The 18,661-nt window shown below is 74.9% G+C and carries 13 protein-coding genes; 8 read left to right on the top strand and 5 right to left on the bottom strand.

From position 1 onward, the window contains the following. Window positions 1-136: 136 nt before the first annotated feature. The 3 genes from trpC (at window position 137) to trpA (ending at window position 3,098) form a co-directional block, all read left to right on the top strand. Window positions 137-940 carry an indole-3-glycerol phosphate synthase TrpC gene (gene trpC / locus FHX32_RS00450; RefSeq protein WP_486481060.1) on the top strand — a complete coding sequence of 268 codons (804 nt, stop codon included), beginning with the start codon at window positions 137-139 and terminating at the stop codon, window positions 938-940. Between the two features lie 115 nt (window positions 941-1,055). Continuing rightward, entirely contained in the window at window positions 1,056-2,291 is a 1,236-nt protein-coding gene (gene trpB / locus FHX32_RS00445; RefSeq protein WP_167178432.1) for a tryptophan synthase subunit beta, read from the top strand. A gap of 3 nt (window positions 2,292-2,294) precedes the next feature. Next, window positions 2,295-3,098 carry a tryptophan synthase subunit alpha gene (gene trpA, locus FHX32_RS00440; RefSeq protein ID WP_167178429.1) on the top strand — a complete coding sequence of 268 codons (804 nt, stop codon included), beginning with the start codon at window positions 2,295-2,297 and terminating at the stop codon, window positions 3,096-3,098. Between the two features lie 310 nt (window positions 3,099-3,408). Here the strand turns inward: trpA and FHX32_RS00435 are convergent, their stop codons facing one another. Then, a complete protein-coding gene (locus tag FHX32_RS00435; protein ID WP_167178427.1) occupies window positions 3,409-4,017 on the bottom strand; it encodes an NUDIX domain-containing protein in 609 nt (202 codons plus the stop codon). Window positions 4,018-4,118: 101 nt separating this feature from the next. Between FHX32_RS00435 and lgt the strand changes: the two genes are divergently transcribed. After that, entirely contained in the window at window positions 4,119-5,315 is a 1,197-nt protein-coding gene (gene lgt, locus FHX32_RS00430) for a prolipoprotein diacylglyceryl transferase (protein ID WP_167178425.1), read from the top strand. Between the two features lie 10 nt (window positions 5,316-5,325). Beyond that, window positions 5,326-6,513, top strand: a complete 1,188-nt coding sequence (locus FHX32_RS00425; protein WP_167178423.1) for an FAD-dependent oxidoreductase — start codon at window positions 5,326-5,328, stop codon at window positions 6,511-6,513. Between the two features lie 7 nt (window positions 6,514-6,520). Here the strand turns inward: FHX32_RS00425 and FHX32_RS00420 are convergent, their stop codons facing one another. Further along, entirely contained in the window at window positions 6,521-7,366 is an 846-nt protein-coding gene (locus tag FHX32_RS00420) for a GNAT family N-acetyltransferase (protein WP_167178421.1), read from the bottom strand. A gap of 149 nt (window positions 7,367-7,515) precedes the next feature. On the opposite strand from FHX32_RS00420, the gene gltB reads away from it, so the two are divergent. From gltB to FHX32_RS00405, 3 genes are all read left to right on the top strand, one after another. Beyond that, window positions 7,516-12,234, top strand: coding sequence for a glutamate synthase large subunit (gene gltB / locus FHX32_RS00415; RefSeq protein ID WP_167178419.1), 4,719 nt, complete (start codon window positions 7,516-7,518; stop codon window positions 12,232-12,234). Then, window positions 12,227-13,732: a glutamate synthase subunit beta gene (locus tag FHX32_RS00410; protein ID WP_167178417.1), complete on the top strand. Its 1,506-nt coding sequence runs from the start codon at window positions 12,227-12,229 to the stop codon at window positions 13,730-13,732. Before gltB ends, FHX32_RS00410 begins: the two co-directional genes overlap by 8 nt. A 306-nt stretch (window positions 13,733-14,038) precedes the next feature. Further along, window positions 14,039-15,559: an MFS transporter gene (locus FHX32_RS00405; RefSeq protein ID WP_486480852.1), complete on the top strand. Its 1,521-nt coding sequence runs from the start codon at window positions 14,039-14,041 to the stop codon at window positions 15,557-15,559. Window positions 15,560-16,084: 525 nt separating this feature from the next. Here the strand turns inward: FHX32_RS00405 and FHX32_RS00395 are convergent. The 3 genes from FHX32_RS00395 to FHX32_RS00385 form a co-directional block, all read right to left on the bottom strand. Continuing rightward, entirely contained in the window at window positions 16,085-16,513 is a 429-nt protein-coding gene (locus FHX32_RS00395) for a nitroreductase family deazaflavin-dependent oxidoreductase (RefSeq protein WP_167178415.1), read from the bottom strand. A gap of 18 nt (window positions 16,514-16,531) precedes the next feature. Beyond that, window positions 16,532-17,020 (bottom strand): isochorismatase family protein, encoded by a 489-nt coding sequence (locus tag FHX32_RS00390; protein ID WP_167178413.1) that lies wholly within the window; start codon window positions 17,018-17,020, stop codon window positions 16,532-16,534. Window positions 17,021-17,115: 95 nt separating this feature from the next. Beyond that, window positions 17,116-18,543 carry an MFS transporter gene (locus FHX32_RS00385; RefSeq protein WP_486480851.1) on the bottom strand — a complete coding sequence of 476 codons (1,428 nt, stop codon included), beginning with the start codon at window positions 18,541-18,543 and terminating at the stop codon, window positions 17,116-17,118. Window positions 18,544-18,661 lie beyond the last annotated feature (118 nt).

Raw genomic sequence — 18,661 nt, 5'->3', positions numbered from 1 at the left:
GCCATACCCCCACCTCCCGGCCTCGGGTGGCGCCCCCTAGCATCGGCCCATGACACCCGGAGAGGGGAGTCCGTTGGTGACTGCTGAGCATGCGCACGCGGAGGGGGACGAGGCCGGTCCGGCGGCGTCCGCAAGCGTGCTCGACGAGATCCTGGTCGGCGTGCGTGAGGACGTCGCCCGGCGGCAGGAGCAGGTGCCGCTGGAGCGCATCCGCGAGCTGGCCGCCGCCGCGCCGCCGCCGCTGGACGCGTACGCGGCCCTGCGCCGGCCCGGGGTCGCGGTGATCGCCGAGGTCAAGCGCTCCTCCCCGTCGAAGGGGAAGCTGGCCGAGATCGCCGACCCGGCCGACCTGGCCGGCGAATACGCCGCCGGTGGCGCCCGGGCGATCAGCGTGCTCACCGAGGGGCGCTGGTTCGGCGGCTCGCTGGACGACCTCGCCGCGGTCCGGGCCGCGGTGCAGGTCCCGGTGCTGCGCAAGGACTTCGTGGTCTCCAGCTACCAGGTGCACGAGGCCCGCGCGCACGGCGCCGACCTGGTGCTGCTGATCGTCGCGGCCCTGGAGCAGAACGCCCTGGTCGGCCTGCTGGAGCGGATCGAGTCGCTCGGCATGACCGCGCTGGTCGAGGTGCACGACGAGGAGGAGGCCGACCGGGCCCTGGAGGCGGGCGCGCAGGTGATCGGCGTCAACGCCCGTGACCTGCGTACCCTGGAGGTCGACCGCTCGGTGTTCGAGCGGATCGCGCCCGGCCTGCCCAGCAGCGTCGTCAAGATCGCCGAGTCCGGCGTGCGCGGCCCGCACGACCTCATCCGGTACGCCTCGGCCGGCGCCGACGCGGTCCTGGTCGGCGAGGGCCTGGTCACCCAGAAGAGCCCTCGGGAGGCGGTGGCCGAACTGGTCAACGCCGGCAACCACCCGGCCACGCCCCGCCCGGTGCGCTGAGGCGCGCGCCGGCTCGTCCACCGAGAGGATCCCGCATGAGCGAGCGGAGCGAGCGAATCATCAGGCTCAGCGCGGTGGTGCCTCATGGCGGCACGCAGCGGAGCGGAGTGCCGGCATGAGCGCCGACGCCCTGGCCGCCGAGACCGGTCCGTTCCCCGACGCGGCGGGCCACTTCGGCCGCTTCGGCGGCCGGTTCGTGCCGGAGGCGCTGGTGGCGGCGCTGGACGAGCTGGACGCCGCGCACCGCACGGCGATGGCCGACGAGTCGTTCCGGGCCGAGTTCGCCGCGCTGCTGCGCGACTACGCCGGCACCCCGTCGCTGCTCTACGCCGCCCGGCGGTTCTCCGCCAGGGCCGGCGCGCGGGTGCTGCTCAAGCGCGAGGACCTCAACCACACCGGCGCGCACAAGGTGCGCAACGTGCTCGGCCAGGCGCTGCTCACCAAGCGGATGGGCAAGAGCCGGGTGATCGCCGAGACCGGCGCCGGCCAGCACGGGGTGGCCGCGGCCACCGCCGCCGCCCTGTTCGACCTGGAGTGCGTGGTCTACATGGGCCAGGTCGACACCGAGCGGCAGGCGCTGAACGTGGCCCGGATGCGGATGCTCGGCGCCACCGTCGTACCGGTCACCACCGGCTCGCGCACCCTCAAGGACGCGATGAACGAGGCGATGCGTGACTGGGTGGCCAACGTCGACGAGACGCACTACCTGATCGGCACGGCGGCCGGGCCGCACCCGTTCCCGGCGCTGGTCCGCGACTTCGTCCGGGGCATCGGCGACGAGGCCCGGCAGCAGTGCCTCGACCTCACCGGCGCGCTGCCGGACGCGGTCACCGCCTGCGTCGGCGGCGGCTCCAACGCGTTGGGCATCTTCCACGCCTTCGTCGGCGACCCGGAGGTGCGGCTGTACGGCTTCGAGGCCGGCGGCGACGGGGTGGCGACCGGCCGGCACGCGGCCAGCATCACCGGCGGCTCCACCGGCGTGCTGCACGGCACCCGCACCTACGTGCTCCAGGACGCCGACGGGCAGACCTGCGAGTCGCACTCGATCTCCGCCGGCCTGGACTACCCGGGCGTCGGGCCCGAGCACGCCTGGCTGCACGACACCGGGCGGGCCACCTACGCGCCGGTCACCGACGACGAGGCGATGGCCGCGTTCGAGCTGCTCTGCCGTACCGAGGGCATCATCCCGGCGATCGAGAGCGCGCACGCGCTGGCCGGGACCCTGAAGATCGCTCCGAAGCTCGCCGCCGACCTGGGCCGCGAGCCCACCATCGTGGTCAACCTCTCCGGGCGGGGCGACAAGGACGTGCACACCGCCGGCAACTACTTCGGCGTCCTCGACAAGGAGTGACTGATGAGCCGGATCGGGGTGGCGTTCGACAAGGCGCGCGCCGACGGGCGGGCCCTGCTGGTCGGCTGCATGCCGGCCGGGTTCCCGACCGTCGAGGGCAGCATCGCGGCGATGACCGCGATGGTCGAGGCCGGGGTCGACGTGATCGAGGTGGAGATCCCGTACTCGGATCCGGTGATGGACGGCCCGGTGATCCAGCAGGCCAGCGACATCGCGCTGGCCGGCGGCGTACGCACGGCTGACGCGCTGCGCATCATCGAGGCGGTCGCTGCCACCGGCGCCCCGGTGGTCACCATGACCTACTGGAACCCGATCGAGCGGTACGGCGTGGACGCCTTCGCCCGGGACCTCGCCGCAGCCGGCGGCACCGGGCTGATCACGCCTGACCTGATCCCGGACGAGGCCGACGAGTGGCTGGCCGCCTCGGACGCGTACGGGCTGGACCGCACCTTCCTGGTCGCCCCGTCCTCCACCGACGCCCGGCTGGCGATGACCGTCGAGCACTGCCGCGGCTTCGTCTACGCCACCGCGATCATGGGTGTCACCGGTGCCCGGACGCAGACCTCGCAGGCCGCGCCGGTGCTGGTCTCCCGGGTCCGCGCGGTCACCGACCTGCCGGTCGGCGTCGGCCTCGGCGTCGGCACCGGGGCGCAGGCCGGCACGGTCGCCGGGTACGCCGACGGGGTGATCGTGGGCAGCGCGCTGGTCCGCTGCCTGCTCGACGTGCCGGATCTCGACAGCGGCCTGGCGGCGCTCCGTACGCTCAGCGCCGAACTCGCCGAGGGCGTCCGCAACCCCGCCCGCTGACCACGTTCCCGCACGTGCCCCGTCCCGGGGCTGGCCGGTCGGCCGGCACCGCCCCCCCACGCGTGCCCGCCCGGTCCTTGATCCTCCGGATTCGGTGACCGCCCGGGCGGGTCGCGGTGTTGGCACCAGTCACGCGAGCGGCTGATACCTGAGAGTCATCATGATGACTCTCAGGTATCGCCCGTCCGGGCGGTACAGCCGTGGGTGCGGGCGGTGCCTCGCAGCCGGCCGGTGGGTGTCGGCCACTCCGGGTGGTGCGGCGGCCAAGCGGCGGGGCGGCCAGCCGGTGACGGCAGTCGAGGACGGGTGGCTAGCCGGTGTGACCGGCGGACTGCTGGTCCAGGCCGCCGAGGGTGGGCCGGACGGCGGCGGGGGAGCGGGTCGGTGCCGGGCCGGCGCTGCGCTGCTCGCCCCCCTCTCGGCCGTCCACCGGCTGCCCGGGGCGCTGCCCAGGGGCGCGGCCGGCCGGCCGAACGCAGTCGGCCAGCACGCCGGAGCGGCCGGCCAGCGCGTCGGCGAGCGCGGCCCGGGTGGTGGGGGTGAGCGCCGCCGGCAGGTCCGCCGGGTCGTGCCAGGAGAGCCGGCAGCCGCCCACCGGCTCGCCCGCCGCCCGGGTGCCGACCGCCCGGGCCCGGAAGACGTGCACCAGCACGTCGGGCAGCGGACCGGCCCGCCCGGCCGGCGGTGGGCCGGCCACCGGCTCGGCGACGTGGTAGAGCCCGACCAGGTCGACGATCTCGATCTCCCAGCCGGTCTCGGCCCGGATGTCGCGCAGCACTGCCGGCACCGGGCTCTCCGGCCGGCGCAGCCGCCCGCCGGGCAGCGCGTACCGGCGTTCGCCCCGGCCCTGCCGGCACAGCAGCACCCGACCGGCCCCGTCGGTGACGACCGCGGCCACCGCCCAGGTGAGCGCGCTCATGGACAAAGAGCCTACGTCGGTGCAAACCAGAAGTCACCGCGACGCCGCCCGGCCCGCCCGGGGTGCCGCCGGAGGGGTCCGCAGCGGTAGCGTGTGCACCCGTGAATCTCGCCTCGCTGTCCCCCCAGGCGGCCCTGCCCAGTCCCAGCACCGCCGTCTGGCAGCTCGGCCCGGTTCCGCTCCGGGCGTACGCGCTGTGCATCATCCTCGGCATCGTGGTGGCCTGCGTGGTCACCGAGTACCGGCTGCGCCGGCGTGGCGTCGCCCCGGGCGCGGTGCTCGACATCGCGGTCTGGGCCGTGCCGGCCGGCATCATCGGCGCCCGGATCTACCACGTGATCACCTCGCCGGAGAAGTACTTCGGCACCGGCGGCGACCCGATGAAGGCGTTCGCCATCTGGGAGGGTGGTCTCGGCATCTGGGGCGCGGTGGCCGGCGGCGCGATCGGCGCCTGGATCGCCGCCCGCCAGCTCGGCATCCCGTTCGCCGTGGTGGCCGACGCGCTCGCGCCCGGTCTGCCGCTGGCACAGGCGGTGGGCCGGCTCGGCAACTGGTTCAACAACGAGCTCTACGGCGGGCGGACCACCCTGCCCTGGGGTCTGGAGATCCACCGGATGGACCCGGACAACCCCGGGCACGCGCTGCGCGACGACGCCGGCCGGCCCATCCTCGAGCCGGGCCTCTACCACCCGACCTTCGCCTACGAGCTGCTCTGGAACGTCGGCGTCGCGGTGCTGGTCTTCGTGCTCGACCGCAAGCTGCGACTGGGCCGGGGCCGGGCGTTCGCGCTCTACGTGATGGGCTACACCGCCGGCCGGTTCTGGATCGAGCTGATGCGCACCGACGAGGCCAACACCATCCTCGGCGTCCGGCTCAACGTCTGGACCGCCGCGCTGGTGTTCCTCGGTGCCCTGGTCTACTTCCTGCGCGTCCGCGGCCCCCGGGAGTACCTCGTCCCGGTCGGCGCCGTGGCGGCGCCGACCCCGCCGGAGTCCGACGTCTCGCAGGTCGACCTCTCCGCCACCGAGGCCGGCGCGCAGCCGGCTGCGCCGGAGGGCTACCGGGTGGTCGGCGAGGAGCAGTACCGCCGCTGGCAGGAGACTGGTGAGCTGCCCGCCGAGCCGGGCGCCGAGCCGGCCGAGCAGACCGACGCCACCGGGTCGCCCGACCGCTCCGCGGATGGCGATCCGGAGACCGGGACCGGCACAGCGACCGAGGACGCGGCGACCGGGGAGACGACGGCGCGGGACGAGCGGGCCGGCGCGGCCGGCTCCCGCCCCGCCGACGGCGACAGCTGAGCGGAGAACCATGCGTAGCGCGGTGGTGGTCGGTGCCGGGATCGGCGGCCTCGCGGTCGCCGGGGCGCTGGCCCGGTCCGGCTGGCAGGTCTCCCTGCTGGAGCGGGCCGACCGGATCCGCCCGGAGCCGACGGCCGTGGTGCTCTGGCCCAACGGGGTGCGCGCGCTGCGTGCCCTCGGCCTCGGCGCCGGCCTGGAGGCGATCGCCACACCGGTGCCCGACGGTGGCATCCGCCGCCCGGACGGGCACTGGCTGGTGCAACCCCGCCCCACCCCGGGTGACCGGATGCCGGTGGTGGTGCACCGGGAGGACCTGCACGACGCGCTGATCGCCGGGCTGGGCGACGGGGTGGAGCTGCGCACCGGGGTGACCGTGCGGACGGTACGCGCCGGCGCCGGCGCCCGCCCCGCGGTCGGCGACGGCCGGCACACGCTGGAGGCCGACCTGGTGGTCGCCGCCGACGGCACCGACAGCGAGCTGCGCCGCCAGCTCGCCCCGGAGGCGGGCGTGGTCAGCTCCGGCTGTGCCGCCTGGCGGGCGGTGATCCCCTGGTACCGGGCGCCCCGGCTGCCGGACGAGGTGCCGGTGGGGGGCGAGACCCTCGGCGCCGGGTACCGGTTCGTCTCCGCCTCGCTGGGCGAGCGCGGCTCGTCGGGCGGCTCCAGCCGGGGCGGCATCTACTGGGTGGCCACCGCGGCCGGCGCGCCCCGACCCGAGCCCCCGGAGACCCAGCTGGCCCTGCTGCGCCGCTGGTACGCCGGCTGGCCTGCCCCGGTCACCGACCTGCTCGACGCCACCGACCCGGCGGATCTGGTGCAGCAGGAGATCCGCGAGCTGCGGCCGCTGCCCCGGGCGTACGCCTTCCCGTCCGGCCCGGGCGGGGTGGTGCTGCTCGGCGACGCCGCGCACGCCATGCCGCCGCACCTCGGCCAGGGCGCCTGCCTCGCCTTCGAGGACGCCGCCACGCTCGCCACGCTGCTGCGCGAGTCCCGGCTGCCCGACGCGCTGGCCGCGTACGACCGGACGCGCCGGCCCCGGGCGGCGTCGGTGGTCCGGCAGGCCCGCCGGATGTCGGCGGTGCTGCGCACCCGCGGCCGGCTCGCCCTGCGGGCCCGGGACGCGGCCCTCGGCACGATCAGCTCGCGGCTGCTCTCCAGCGCCGCCACCACCGCGGCCGCCTGGCGACCCCCGAGCTGAGCCGCGGTCAGGGCAGTACGGGGGTGGGCTCGGCGATGCAGGCGGTGCCGATCCGGCGGAAGCCGACCCGCAGGTAGACCCGGGCGATCTCGTCGCTGCCGGCGGAGAGGAAGACCAGGTCGGTGCCGGCGGCCACCAGCTCCCGGGCCAGCGTGGCGGTGACCGCGGCGCCCAGTCCCCGGCGGCGGGCGGCTGGCAGAGTGGCCACCCCGGCGATCTCGGCGACGTCGCCGACCCGCATCGCCATCCCGCTGGCCAGCGGGCCCTCCGCCGGCGTGCCGGCCAGCACGGAGAGCCGCCGGCCGTCGGCGATGCGGACCCGCTCGTCGTCCAGCGCGGCCACCTCCAGCCCGGTCAGCGCGGCGTCCCGCTCGCCCGGGCCGGCGTCGCCCCGGCCGGTGCCGGGGAAGGAGAAGCCGACCGCGGCGACGGCCCGCCCGGCGGCCACGTCGGCGGCGAGGTCGGGCGCGTCGGGGTCGAGCAGCCGCACCGGTACGTCGGCCAGCGTCGCCGGGTCGGGCAGCGCGGCGGGGTCGAGCACCATCAGCGGAGCCTCCAGCACCGACAGCCCCGCCGAGCGGGCCACCGCGAGCAGGTCGGGGGTGGTCTCGTGCACCCACTCGAAGGCCTCCGGCAGGCCCAGTTCGCGCTGCCGCTCGCGGACCTGGGCGACGTCGGCCAGCGAGGGGGTGGCGTCGGCGTCGAGCCGGGGCCGGGCGTAGAACGGCCAGCCGGTCCCCTCCCGGACGAAGAGCACCAGGCCGCCGTGTTCCTCGGCCCGGGCCGCGTCCCGGGGCACCGCGTCGTAGAAGCGTTCCAACCGGTCGAACAGGGCTTTGTGCTCGGGATCCACCGCGCGAGACTACACGTCCCAGACTCTGGACGGTGTGATCAATCCGCACTGGCCTTGCACACCGCGCCCTAACGTAGACTCAATAAACCCACAAGGGCCGACGTCGTCCCGATCCCGTGATCCATCCCTGAGCGACGACAGGAGGCCCGGTGGCTTTTCCGTACCCTCATCGCCCCCAGCCGGCCGCGCCGCACGGCCCCGGTGTTCCCGCGGCCGGGCTCTACGACCCTGCCCAGGAGCACGACGCCTGCGGCGTGGCCTTCGTGGCCGACCTGCACGGACGGCGCTCCCACGCGGTGGTCGCCAACGGCCTCGCCGCGCTCTGCCGGCTGGACCATCGGGGCGCCCGGGGCGCGGAACCGAACACCGGCGACGGCGCGGGCATCATGATCCAGGTGCCGGACGCGTTCCTGCGCGCGGTGGTGGACTTCCCGCTGCCACCGGCCGGCGAGTACGCCACCGGCCTGGTCTTCCTCCCCGACGACGACGCCGCCGAGGCGCGCGCCCGCCGGGTGGTGGAGAAGTACGCCGTGGTCGAGGGGGCCGAGCTGCTCGGCTGGCGGGAGGTGCCGGTCGACCCGGCAGGCCTGGGCGAGACCGCGCTCGCCGCGATGCCCCGGATCCGGCAGCTCTTCCTCGCCGCGCACCGGCTCACCGACTCGCCCGCCGGCCCGGCCGGTACGCCGCTGCGCGGCATCGAGCTGGACCGGGTCGCGTTCTGCGTACGCAAGCAGGCCGAGCGGGAGTCCGCCGAGCGGGGCGTGCCGGCGTACTTCCCGTCCCTGTCCGCGCGGACCATGGTCTTCAAGGGCATGCTCACCCCCGACCAGCTGCCCGCGTTCTTCCCGGAGCTGACCGACGAGCGGGTGGACAGCGCGATCGCCCTGGTGCACTCGCGGTTCTCCACCAACACCTTCCCGTCCTGGCCGCTGGCGCACCCGTACCGCTTCATCGCGCACAACGGCGAGATCAACACCGTCCGCGGCAACCGGAACTGGATGCAGGCCCGGGAGGCGCTGTTGCGCACCCCGAACCTGCCGGGCAACATCCGGCGGATCTTTCCGGTCTGCACCCCGGCCGCCTCCGACTCGGCCAACTTCGACGAGGTGCTGGAGCTGCTGCACCTGGCCGGGCGCAGCCTGCCGCACGCGGTGCTGATGATGATCCCGGAAGCCTGGGAGAACGACCCGGACATGCGGCCGGACAAGCGGGACTTCTACCGCTTCCACGCCAGCCTGATGGAGCCGTGGGACGGGCCGGCCTCGGTCGCCTTCACCGACGGCGAGATCGTCGGTGCGGTGCTGGACCGCAACGGGCTGCGCCCGGGGCGCTGGTGGCGTACCGACGACGGGCTCGTGGTGCTCGGCAGCGAGGCGGGCGTGCTCGACCTCGACCCGGCCCGGGTGGTGGCCAAGGGGCGGCTCCAGCCGGGGCGGATGTTCCTGGTCGACACCGCCGCCGGCCGGATCGTGCACGACGACGAGATCAAGGCCGAGCTGGCCGCCGAGCGGCCGTACGGCGAGTGGCTGCACGCCGGCCTGATCGAGCTGACCGACCTGCCCGCCCGCGAGCACATCGTCTACACCCACGACTCGGTACGCCGCCGCCAGCAGACCTTCGGCTACACCGAGGAGGAGCTGAAGATCCTGCTCGCGCCGATGGCCCGGGCCGGCGCCGAGCCGATCGGCTCGATGGGCACGGACACCCCGATCGCGCCGCTGTCCACCCGGCCGCGGCTGCTGTACGACTACTTCCACCAGCTCTTCGCCCAGGTCACCAACCCGCCGCTGGACGCCATCCGGGAGGAGCTGGTGACCAGCCTGGCCTCCACCATCGGCCCGGAGGGCAACCTGCTCGACCCGGGCCCGGCCAGCTGTCGGCAGATCGTGCTGCCCTACCCGGTGATCGACAACGACGAGCTGGCCAAGATCCTATCCATCGACGAGGACGGCGACCTGCCCGGCTTCAAGGCGGTCCGGGTCTCCGGGCTGTACCGGATCCGGGAGGGCGCCAAGGGCATCAAGGCCCGGCTGACCGAGATCTGCCGGCACGTCTCCGAGGCGATCGAGGACGGCGTGCGGATCCTGGTGCTCTCCGACCGGGACTCCAACGCCGACCTCGCGCCGATCCCGTCGCTGCTGCTCACCGCGGCGGTGCACCAGCACCTGGTCCGCGAGCAGACCCGCACCCAGGTGGCGCTGATCGTCGAGTCCGGCGACTGCCGCGAGGTGCACCACGCGGCGGTGCTGATCGGGTACGGCGCGGCGGCGGTCAACCCCTACCTGGCCTTCGAGTCGGTGGAGGACATGATCGCCACTCAGGTGCTGCCCGGGGTCGAGCCGGCCGCGGCGGTGCGCAACTACGTCAAGGCGCTCGGCAAGGGCGTCCTCAAGATCATGTCCAAGATGGGCATCTCGACGGTGTCCTCGTACTGCGGGGCGCAGGTCTTCGAGGCGGTCGGGCTGGACGCCCGGCTGGTGGAGCGCTACTTCCGGGGCACCCCCAGCAAGATCGGCGGGATCGGGCTGGACGGCATCCACGCCGAGGTCGCCGCCCGGCACGCGCGGGCCTGGCCGGCGCCGGGCGCCGCCGCCACCGACCGGTTGGAGGTCGGCGGCGAGTACCAGTGGCGCCGCGAGGGCGAGCTGCACCTGTTCAACCCGGAGACGGTCTTCCTGCTCCAGCACGCCACCCGCAGCCGGCAGTACGACGTGTTCCGCAGGTACACCGCGAAGGTCGACGAGCTGGCCGCCCGGGCGGGTTCGCTGCGCGGGCTGTTCACCCTGCGTACCGGGGTGCGGCCGGCGGTGCCGATCGAGGAGGTCGAGCCGGCCACCGAGATCGTCAAGCGGTTCGCCACCGGCGCCATGTCGTACGGCTCGATCTCCGCCGAGGCGCACGAGACCCTCGCGATCGCGATGAACCGGCTCGGCGGCAAGTCCAACACCGGCGAGGGCGGCGAGGACGTCGAGCGGCTGCACGACCCGGCCCGCCGCTCCGCGGTGAAGCAGATCGCCAGCGGCCGGTTCGGGGTGACCAGCGAATACCTGGTCAACGCCGACGACATCCAGATCAAGATGGCCCAGGGCGCCAAGCCGGGCGAGGGCGGGCAGCTGCCCGGCAACAAGGTCTGGCCGTGGATCGCGCGTACCCGGCACGCCACCCCGGGCGTCGGCCTGATCTCCCCGCCGCCGCACCACGACATCTACTCCATCGAGGACCTCGCCCAGCTGGTGCACGACCTGAAGTGCGTCAACCCGGCCGCCCGGGTGCACGTCAAGCTGGTCAGCGAGGTCGGCGTGGGCACCGTGGCGGCGGGCGTGGCCAAGCTCAAGGCCGACGTCATCCTGATCTCCGGCCACGACGGCGGCACCGGCGCGTCCCCGCTGAACTCGCTCAAGCACGCCGGCACCCCGTGGGAGCTGGGGCTGGCCGAGGCGCAGCAGACGCTGCTGCTGAACAAGCTGCGCGACCGGGTCACCGTGCAGGTCGACGGCCAGCTCAAGACCGGCCGGGACGTGCTGGTCGCGGCGCTGCTCGGCGCCGAGGAGTTCGGCTTCGCCACCGCCCCGCTGATCGTCGAGGGCTGCGTGATGATGCGGGTCTGTCACCTGGACACCTGTCCGGTCGGCATCGCCACCCAGAACCCGGTGCTGCGGGAACGCTTCACCGGCAAGCCGGAGTTCGTGGAGAACTTCTTCCTCTTCCTCGCCGAGGAGGTCCGCGGCTACCTGGCCGAGCTGGGCTTCCGGTCGATCGAGGAGGCGATCGGGCACAGCGAACTGCTCGACGTCACCCCGGCGATCGAGCACTGGAAGGCCACCGGCCTCGACCTCACCCCCGTGCTGTACCTGCCGGAGCTGCCGGCCGGCGCCGCGCGCCGGGGCGTCCGCGCCCAGGACCACGGCCTGGAGCTGGCCCTGGACAACGCGCTGATCGCCCTGGCCGAGCCGGCCCTGGCCGACGGCACCCCGGTACGGGTCGAGGTGGCGGTGCGCAACGAGCACCGCAGCGTCGGCGCGATGCTCGGCGGCGAGGTGACCCGCCGCTACGGCGGGGCCGGCCTGCCGGCCGACACCATCGAGTTCACCCTGCGTGGCACCGCCGGGCAGTCGTTCGGCGCGTTCCTGCCGCGCGGGGTCACCCTGCGGCTGCACGGCGATGCCAACGACTACGTCGGCAAGGGCCTCTCCGGTGGGCGGCTGGTCGTCCGGCCGGACGCCGCCGCGCCGTTCCTGGACGGCGACGCCGGGCCGGGAGAGCGGGCCGAGGACCAGATCATCGCCGGCAACACCATCCTGTACGGAGCCACCGCCGGCGAGGTCTTCCTGCGCGGCCGGGTGGGGGAGCGGTTCGCGGTGCGCAACTCCGGCGCGGTCGCCGTCGTCGAGGGTGTGGGCGACCACGGCTGCGAGTACATGACCGGCGGCACCGTGGTGGTGCTCGGGCCGACCGGCCGCAACTTCGCCGCCGGCATGTCCGGCGGCACCGCCTTCGTCTGGCAGCTCGACCGGCGCCGGGTCAACGCCGAGCTGGTCGACCTGGCGCCGCTGTCCGAGGAGGAGCAGGCCGTGCTGCACGAGCTGGTGCAGCGACACTTCGCCGAGACCGACTCGGGGGTCGCCGAGGAGCTGCTCAAGCGCTGGCCGGAGGCGGTGGCGGAGTTCACCGCGGTGGTGCCCCGGGACTACCGCCGGGTGCTGGAGATCATGCGGGCCGCCGAAGCCGCCGGCCGCGACGTCGACGACGCGGTGATGACCGCACTGGCGGCGCCCGCCGCCCCGGCAGCGCAGTCGGCGCCTGCCGGTTCGTCCACGCCGACCACGCCCGGCCCGCGGGCGGCGGCCCAGGAGGTGGCTCGTGCCTGACCCGAACGGTTTCCTGCGCTACGACCGGCGGCTGCCGGCCCGCCGGCCGGTGCCGGTGCGGATCAGCGACTGGCGCGAGGTCTACCCGCCGGCCGGCGAGGAGCTGATCCGCGAGCAGGCCACCCGGTGCATGGACTGCGGCATCCCGTTCTGCCACGACGGCTGCCCGCTGGGCAACCGCATCCCGGACTGGAACGACCTGGTCCGCACCGGCAACTGGGACGCGGCGGTGGAGTCGCTGCACGCCACCAACAACTTCCCGGAGTTCACCGGCCGGCTCTGCCCGGCGCCCTGCGAGGCCGCCTGCGTGCTCGGCATCGCCGGTGGTGAGCCGGTCACCATCAAGCAGGTCGAGGTGGAGATCGCCGACGCGGCCGTCGCGCGCGGGCTGCTGCCGCGCCCGGTGCCCGCGCCGTCCGGGCGGTCGGTGGCCGTGGTCGGCTCCGGGCCGGCCGGGCTGGCCGCCGCCCAGCAGCTGGCCCGCGCCGGTCACGCGGTGACGGTGTACGAGCGCGACGACGCGCTCGGCGGCCTGCTCCGGTACGGCATCCCCGACTTCAAGCTGGAGAAGGAGCACATCGACCGGCGGCTGGCCCAACTCGCCGCCGAGGGGGTGCGGTTCCGCACCGGGGTGAACGTCGGCGTGGACGTGACGGCCGAGCAGTTGCGCGCCGAGCACGACGCGGTGCTGCTCGCCTGCGGCGCGCTGCAGGGCCGGGACACCCCGGAGACGCCGGGGCGGCAGCTGCGCGGCGTACACCAGGCGATGGCGCACCTGGTGGCGGCGAACCGGGTGGTCGCCGCCGCCGGCGCGGGCCGCCCGGCGCTCGCGGTGCTGCCGGACGGCACGCCGATCGACGCGGCCGGCAAGCACGTGGTCATCATCGGCGGCGGCGACACCGCCGCCGACTGCCTCGGCGTGGCGCACCGGCAGGGCGCCGCCGGCGTACACCAGCTGGACCTCTACCCGCAGCCGCCGCAGGCCCGGGACGAGGCGCGCGACCCGTGGCCCACCTGGCCGTGGATCCTGCGCAGCTACCCGGCCCACGAGGAGGGCGGCGAGCGGGTCTTCGCGGTGGCGGTGCAGGAGTTCGTCGACGACGGCTCCGGCGCGGTGCGCGCGGTCCGGATCGCCGAGGTGACCGTGGAGAAGCGGGACGGGCGGCGGATCGTCACCCCGCTGCCCGGCACCGAGCGGGAACTCCCGGCGGACCTGGTGCTGCTGGCGATCGGCTTCGAGGGCACCGAGGAGCAGCCGCTGCTGGCCCAGTTCGGGGTGACCCGCAACGCCCGCGGCGCGGTGGACGCCCGGCCGGACTGGCAGACCGGCGTGGACGGGGTCTTCGTCGCCGGCGACATGCACCGGGGCGCCTCGCTGATCGTCTGGGCGATCGCCGAGGGCCGGGCCGCGGCCGCCGGCATCCACGCCTACCTCGGTGGCCCCGGCGCCCTCCCCGCTCCGGTGCACCCGGCCGCCGAACCCCTCGCCGCCCGCTGACCGGTCGCGATTCCCGATCCGGGTGGGAAGCGGCCCCTCGGGGGCCGTTTCCCACCCGGGTCGACGGCGCCGGTCGGCCGGGTTCCCGGTCCGCCGTACGTGCCGGTGACCTGGCCGATCGGAGGACGTGCCGGTGACCGGACGGTTGCCCGATTTCTTCCGGTCTGTGGCCGGCTGCGACGACGCCTGGTGAACCCCCTCACGAACAGCGGCGGATCGGTTTGCCGGCCGCCAGACTTGGCGACCGCCGAGCCACCGAGGCGGGTCGGCGCCGTCAGTCGCCGTCGTACGGGGAGGTCGTGGCCCGTGGGTGCCACGTTCGCAGCGCTGCGCCACCGCAACTACCGGATCTGGGCCGCTGCGGGTTTCGTGTCCGTGGTCGGCACCTGGATGCAGGTGCTCGGCGTCAACTGGTACGTGCTCGCCGAGACCCGGTCGGCGACCTCGATGGGCCTCGCCGTCCTCCTCCAGGCCCTGCCCACGCTGCTGCTCAGCGTCTGGGGCGGGGCGCTGGCCGACCGGCTGCGGGCCAAGCCGCTGCTGATCGCCGCGCAGGCGGCCCACGCGGCGCTGGCCGCCGGGCTGGCGGTGGTGGCCGTCACCGGCGCCGGCGGCCTGCCGGCGATCTACGCGATCTCGCTGGCCACCGGCGCGGTCTCGGCGATCGAGGGGCCGGTGATGGGCCGCTGGACGTCGACCCTGGTGGACCGGGAGAGCCTGGGCAACGCCCTGGCGCTCGGGTCGCTCACCCACTCCGCCGGCCGCATCCTGGGCATGAGCGCCGGCGCCGTGGTGGTCGCCGCCGTCGGGCCGGCCCTGCTCTTCGCGATCAACGCGGCCAGCTTCGTCGCGGTGCTGGCCGCGCTGTTCGCCGTACGGGAGCGGGAGCTGCACACCGGCGAGCCGGCGGCCGACGCGGAGTCGGCCGACGGCGGCATCCGGGCCGGCTTCCGCTACCTGCTGCGCCAGCCTGTGGTGCTGGTCGCGCTGGCCCTGTCGTTCGTGCTCGGCAGCCTCGGTCGCAACTACCAGGTGACCATGGCGGCGATGAGCGAGGGGCCGCTGGGCGCCGGCGCGGCCGGCTACGGAGTGCTGTCCACGGTCTTCGCGGTGGGCACGGTGCTCGGCGCGTTCGTCGCGGCCCGCCGCCGGCACCTGGGCTACGGCGTCCTGGTCGGCGCGGGGCTGCTGGCCAGCGGGTTGCAGATCGGCGCCGGCCTGGCCCCGAGCACGCTGGGCTTCGCCGTGGTGATCCTGCCGATCGCCGCCGCCGCGGTGGTCATCGACACCACCGTCGGCACCCGGGCCCAGCTCGACACCGACTACGCGATGCGCGGCCGGGTGCTGGCCGCGCTGGCGGTCACCGGGTCGGTCTCCGCCGCGGTCGGCGCCCCGCTGCTCGGCTGGCTCTCCGAACACGCCGGCCCGCGGCAGACGCTGGTGCTGGCCGGTGTGGCCACGGCGGTGGCCACCGCGGTGGCCGGGGTGGCGCTGGACGGGCTGCGGGGTCGTCGCCTGCGCGGGCGGATCACCCGCGCGCTGGCCGTGCCCGGGGTGCGCCGGGCCGCTTCGACCGCCACCCGCGTGGTCCGGCCCGCCGCGACGGCAGCTCGGCCGGTGCCGGTGGCGACCGTCCGGCCGGTGGCCGGTGTCCCCACCGCCCGCTGGGCGCCGCCCCGGCCGAGGGGCGCCCGCCTCCGCCCGCCGGCCGACGAGTACGCGGCCGCCGCGCCGCGCCGGGCCCGCCGTCGCCCCGGGCTGGCCGGCGTGTCCCGCCCCGCCGGCCCCCCGATCGACTGCGCCCGCTCCACCCCCGACACCACCTGATACGCGAGCCGCCCGGCTTACCCCACTTGGGGGGCTGCCGCGCCGGAAGCCCGGCCCGTACACCGTGCGGGTCTGCGTCGCCAGCGCGAAGCCGATGCCGTCGACCGGCCACGCCGCCCTGCGCCTCGACCGGGTACGGGCCGAAGAACCCGCTGGCCCACTCGACGATCTCGGCGGTGCGCTCGATGCTGGCCCGCGCGGCCGGCCCCAGCTCGCCCAGCGTGGTGCTGTACGCGTTCACCACCGGCTGGCCGTTCGGTGCCGTGTCGCTGACGACGTCGTACTGGCCGATGGCGAGGTCGGCGCGTCGGCTGGAGCGAAGCGCTGAACAGCACCCGGCGGGAATACCGCCGTAAGCAGATCGCCGCAGTGGTCCGCCGCAACACCGGCACCGCCCAGGCCGAACTGCAGCGCCTCGGCTACCAGGTCATCCCCCCGCAGGATCACCGCCTCCGGGCTCAGATCTCCCGCCTCATAGCGCCGAAGCCGCGCACCGGCAGCCAGCGCTGATCCGGGGGTATGGGCTCAGGATGGTTCGACGACCACCACGGGGATCTCGCGGTCGGTCTGCTGCTGGTAGCGGGCGTACGTCGGGAAGACCTTGGTCATCACCTGCCACAGCCGCGCCCGCTCCTCGCCGGTGGCGGTGCGCGCCCGGGCCGCGAACTTCTCCGCGCCGACCTGCACCCGCACCTCGGGATCGGCGCACAGGTTCAGGTACCAGTTCGGGTGTCGCGCCGCACCGCCGTTGGAGGCGACCAGCAGGTAGCGATCGCCGTCGCGCCCGTAGATCAAAGCGGTCCGGCGCAGCTTGCCGGACCGGCGCCCCCGGGTGGTGAGCAGCAGGGCGTCGTAGCCGTGGTACTTCCCGCCGTCCATGCCGTCGGTCTCCAGGTAGCGCCGCACGTGGCTGGCGACCCAACCGACCGGACTGTCCTCAATGGTGTCAGCCATCGGGCCAGGGTAGCCGGCTCAGCGGTAGTCGGCGGTGCCCCGGACGGTGCCGAACCGGGGGAAGATCCGGTCGATCGTGAACTCGTGCTCGTCGGCGGCGAAGCCGGACATCGCGTCGGCGACGAACTCCAGTTCGTAGCCGTGGTCGCTGGCCGCGCGGGCGGTCGACTCGACGCCCATCGTGGTCACCAGGCCGGCGAGCACGACGGTGTCGACCCCGCGCCGGCGCAGGTGCTCGTCCAGGTCGGTGCCGTGGAAGGCGCCGACGGTGCGCTTGACCACCACGATGTCGCCGGGCGCGACCAGGTCCGCGGCGAAGTCGCTGCCGGGCGGCTGCTCGGCGACGCCCGGCCGCTCGACCCGGACCTGCACCACCGGTTCGCCCGCCGTCCGGAACGCGGCGGCGAGCCGCCGGCACCGGTCGAGGACCTCGGCGCCGGTGTGCGGAGCCAGGTCCAGGGCGATGATCCGGGGCATCAGGTCGATCAGCACGAGGGCTCGGGTCACGCTGAAGATCGTATGCCGTCGGCCCCGGCTCCCGCGGGGTGCGGGTGCCGGGGGCGATCCCGGGCCACGGGGGCAACCGTGGTCCGGGTGCGTCGTCACTGCGACGCGGCAACCGGCACCAGCTCGTTCGCGCCGGCCGGCACGCCGAGGGCCGTCGGCTCCTTGGTCACCCGGCGCCGGCGGCCGGACGGTACGGCCAGCGCCGCGGCCATCGCGGCCAGCGCCAGGGCGGTGAGGACCAGGAAGCCGAGGGTGAAGCCGGCCTCCCGGGGCAGGCCGTTGGCCTGCGGGTCGGCGGTGATGATGCCGCTCACCACGGCCGCGCCGATCGCGCCGCCGATGGTACGGATGTTGGCGTTCATTCCGGACGCCACGCCGGTCTGCCCGACCGGGACGTTCTGCACCACCAGGTTGGCCATCGAGGCGAACGCCAGCCCGACGCCGACCCCGAAGAGGCCGGCGGTGAGGGCGACCTGCCAGCGGGCGTCGTGTGCGACGGTCAGCAGGGCGAGCGCGACGGCGTTGATCGCGGCGCCGCTGACCAGCTGGGCCTTGGCGCTGAACCGGGCCGCCAGCCGGCCGCTGACCACCCCGGCCAGGAACATGGTGACCAGCATCGGGAGCATCAGCAGGCCGGCCTCGGTGACGCTGGCGCCGAAGCCGTACCCGGCGACGGTGGGCGTCTGGGCGAACTGCGGCAGGAAGGCGAAGAGAGCCATCATCGACCCGCCGTAGAGCAGGGCGGCCAGGTTGGTCGTCCAGACCGCCGGCAGGCGCATCATCCGCATGTCGATCAGCGGGTTGCGAGAGCGGACCTCGGCCACCAGCCAGCCGGCCAGCAGCACGGCGGCGAGCGCCAGCAGCCCGAGCACCGGGCCGGAGGTCCAGCCCCAGGTGGCGGCCTTGCTGATCGGCAGCAGCAGCGCCACCAGACCGGCGGAGAGCAGCACCGCGGCGAGCCAGCTGATCCGGCCCGGGGTGCGGACCGGCGACTCGGGCACGAAGCGGTGTGCGGCCAGCGCGGTCAGTCCGACCACCACCATCGGGATCCAGAACAGCCAGCGGTAGTCGAGTGCGGCGACGATCGGCCCGGCCAGCACCACGCCCACGCCGCTGCCGGCGGCGATGATCGCGGAGATGACGCCGACGGCCGAGGAGACCCGCGCGGCGGGAAACTCGTCGCGGATGATGCCGAAGGAGAGCGGGAAGACAGCGCCGCCGATGCCCTGGACGACGCGGGCGGCGATCAGCACCCCGATGCTGGGCGCGACCGCCGCGAGCAGGCAGCCGACGGCGAGCGCGGCGAGCGCGACGACGAGCATCCGCCCCTTGCCGACCATGTCGCCGACCCGGCCGAGGATCGGTGTGAAGATCGATGCCGAGAGCAGGTACGCGGTCAGCACCCAGGTGACGGTGTTCTGCGAGGTGTGCAGGTCGTGCTGGATGGTGGGCAGCACCGGGGTGATCAGCGACTGGAGCATCGCGAAGAACCCGGTGCCGGCGGCGAGGACGAGCAAGGTCAACCGACGCGAGCCGCGTCGGAGTGTCACTGCCACGGTGGGGACTCCAGGAGTCGAGGTACGGGAGCCGGCGGTGGTGGCCGCCCGGCATGGTCGTGTGGTCTGCGGGCCGTCGATCGCG

The organism is Micromonospora sp. CNZ280, from assembly GCF_011759515.1.
The sequence above is the reverse complement of the archived record's forward strand: the minus strand, read 5'-3'. Positions and strand labels throughout refer to the sequence as shown.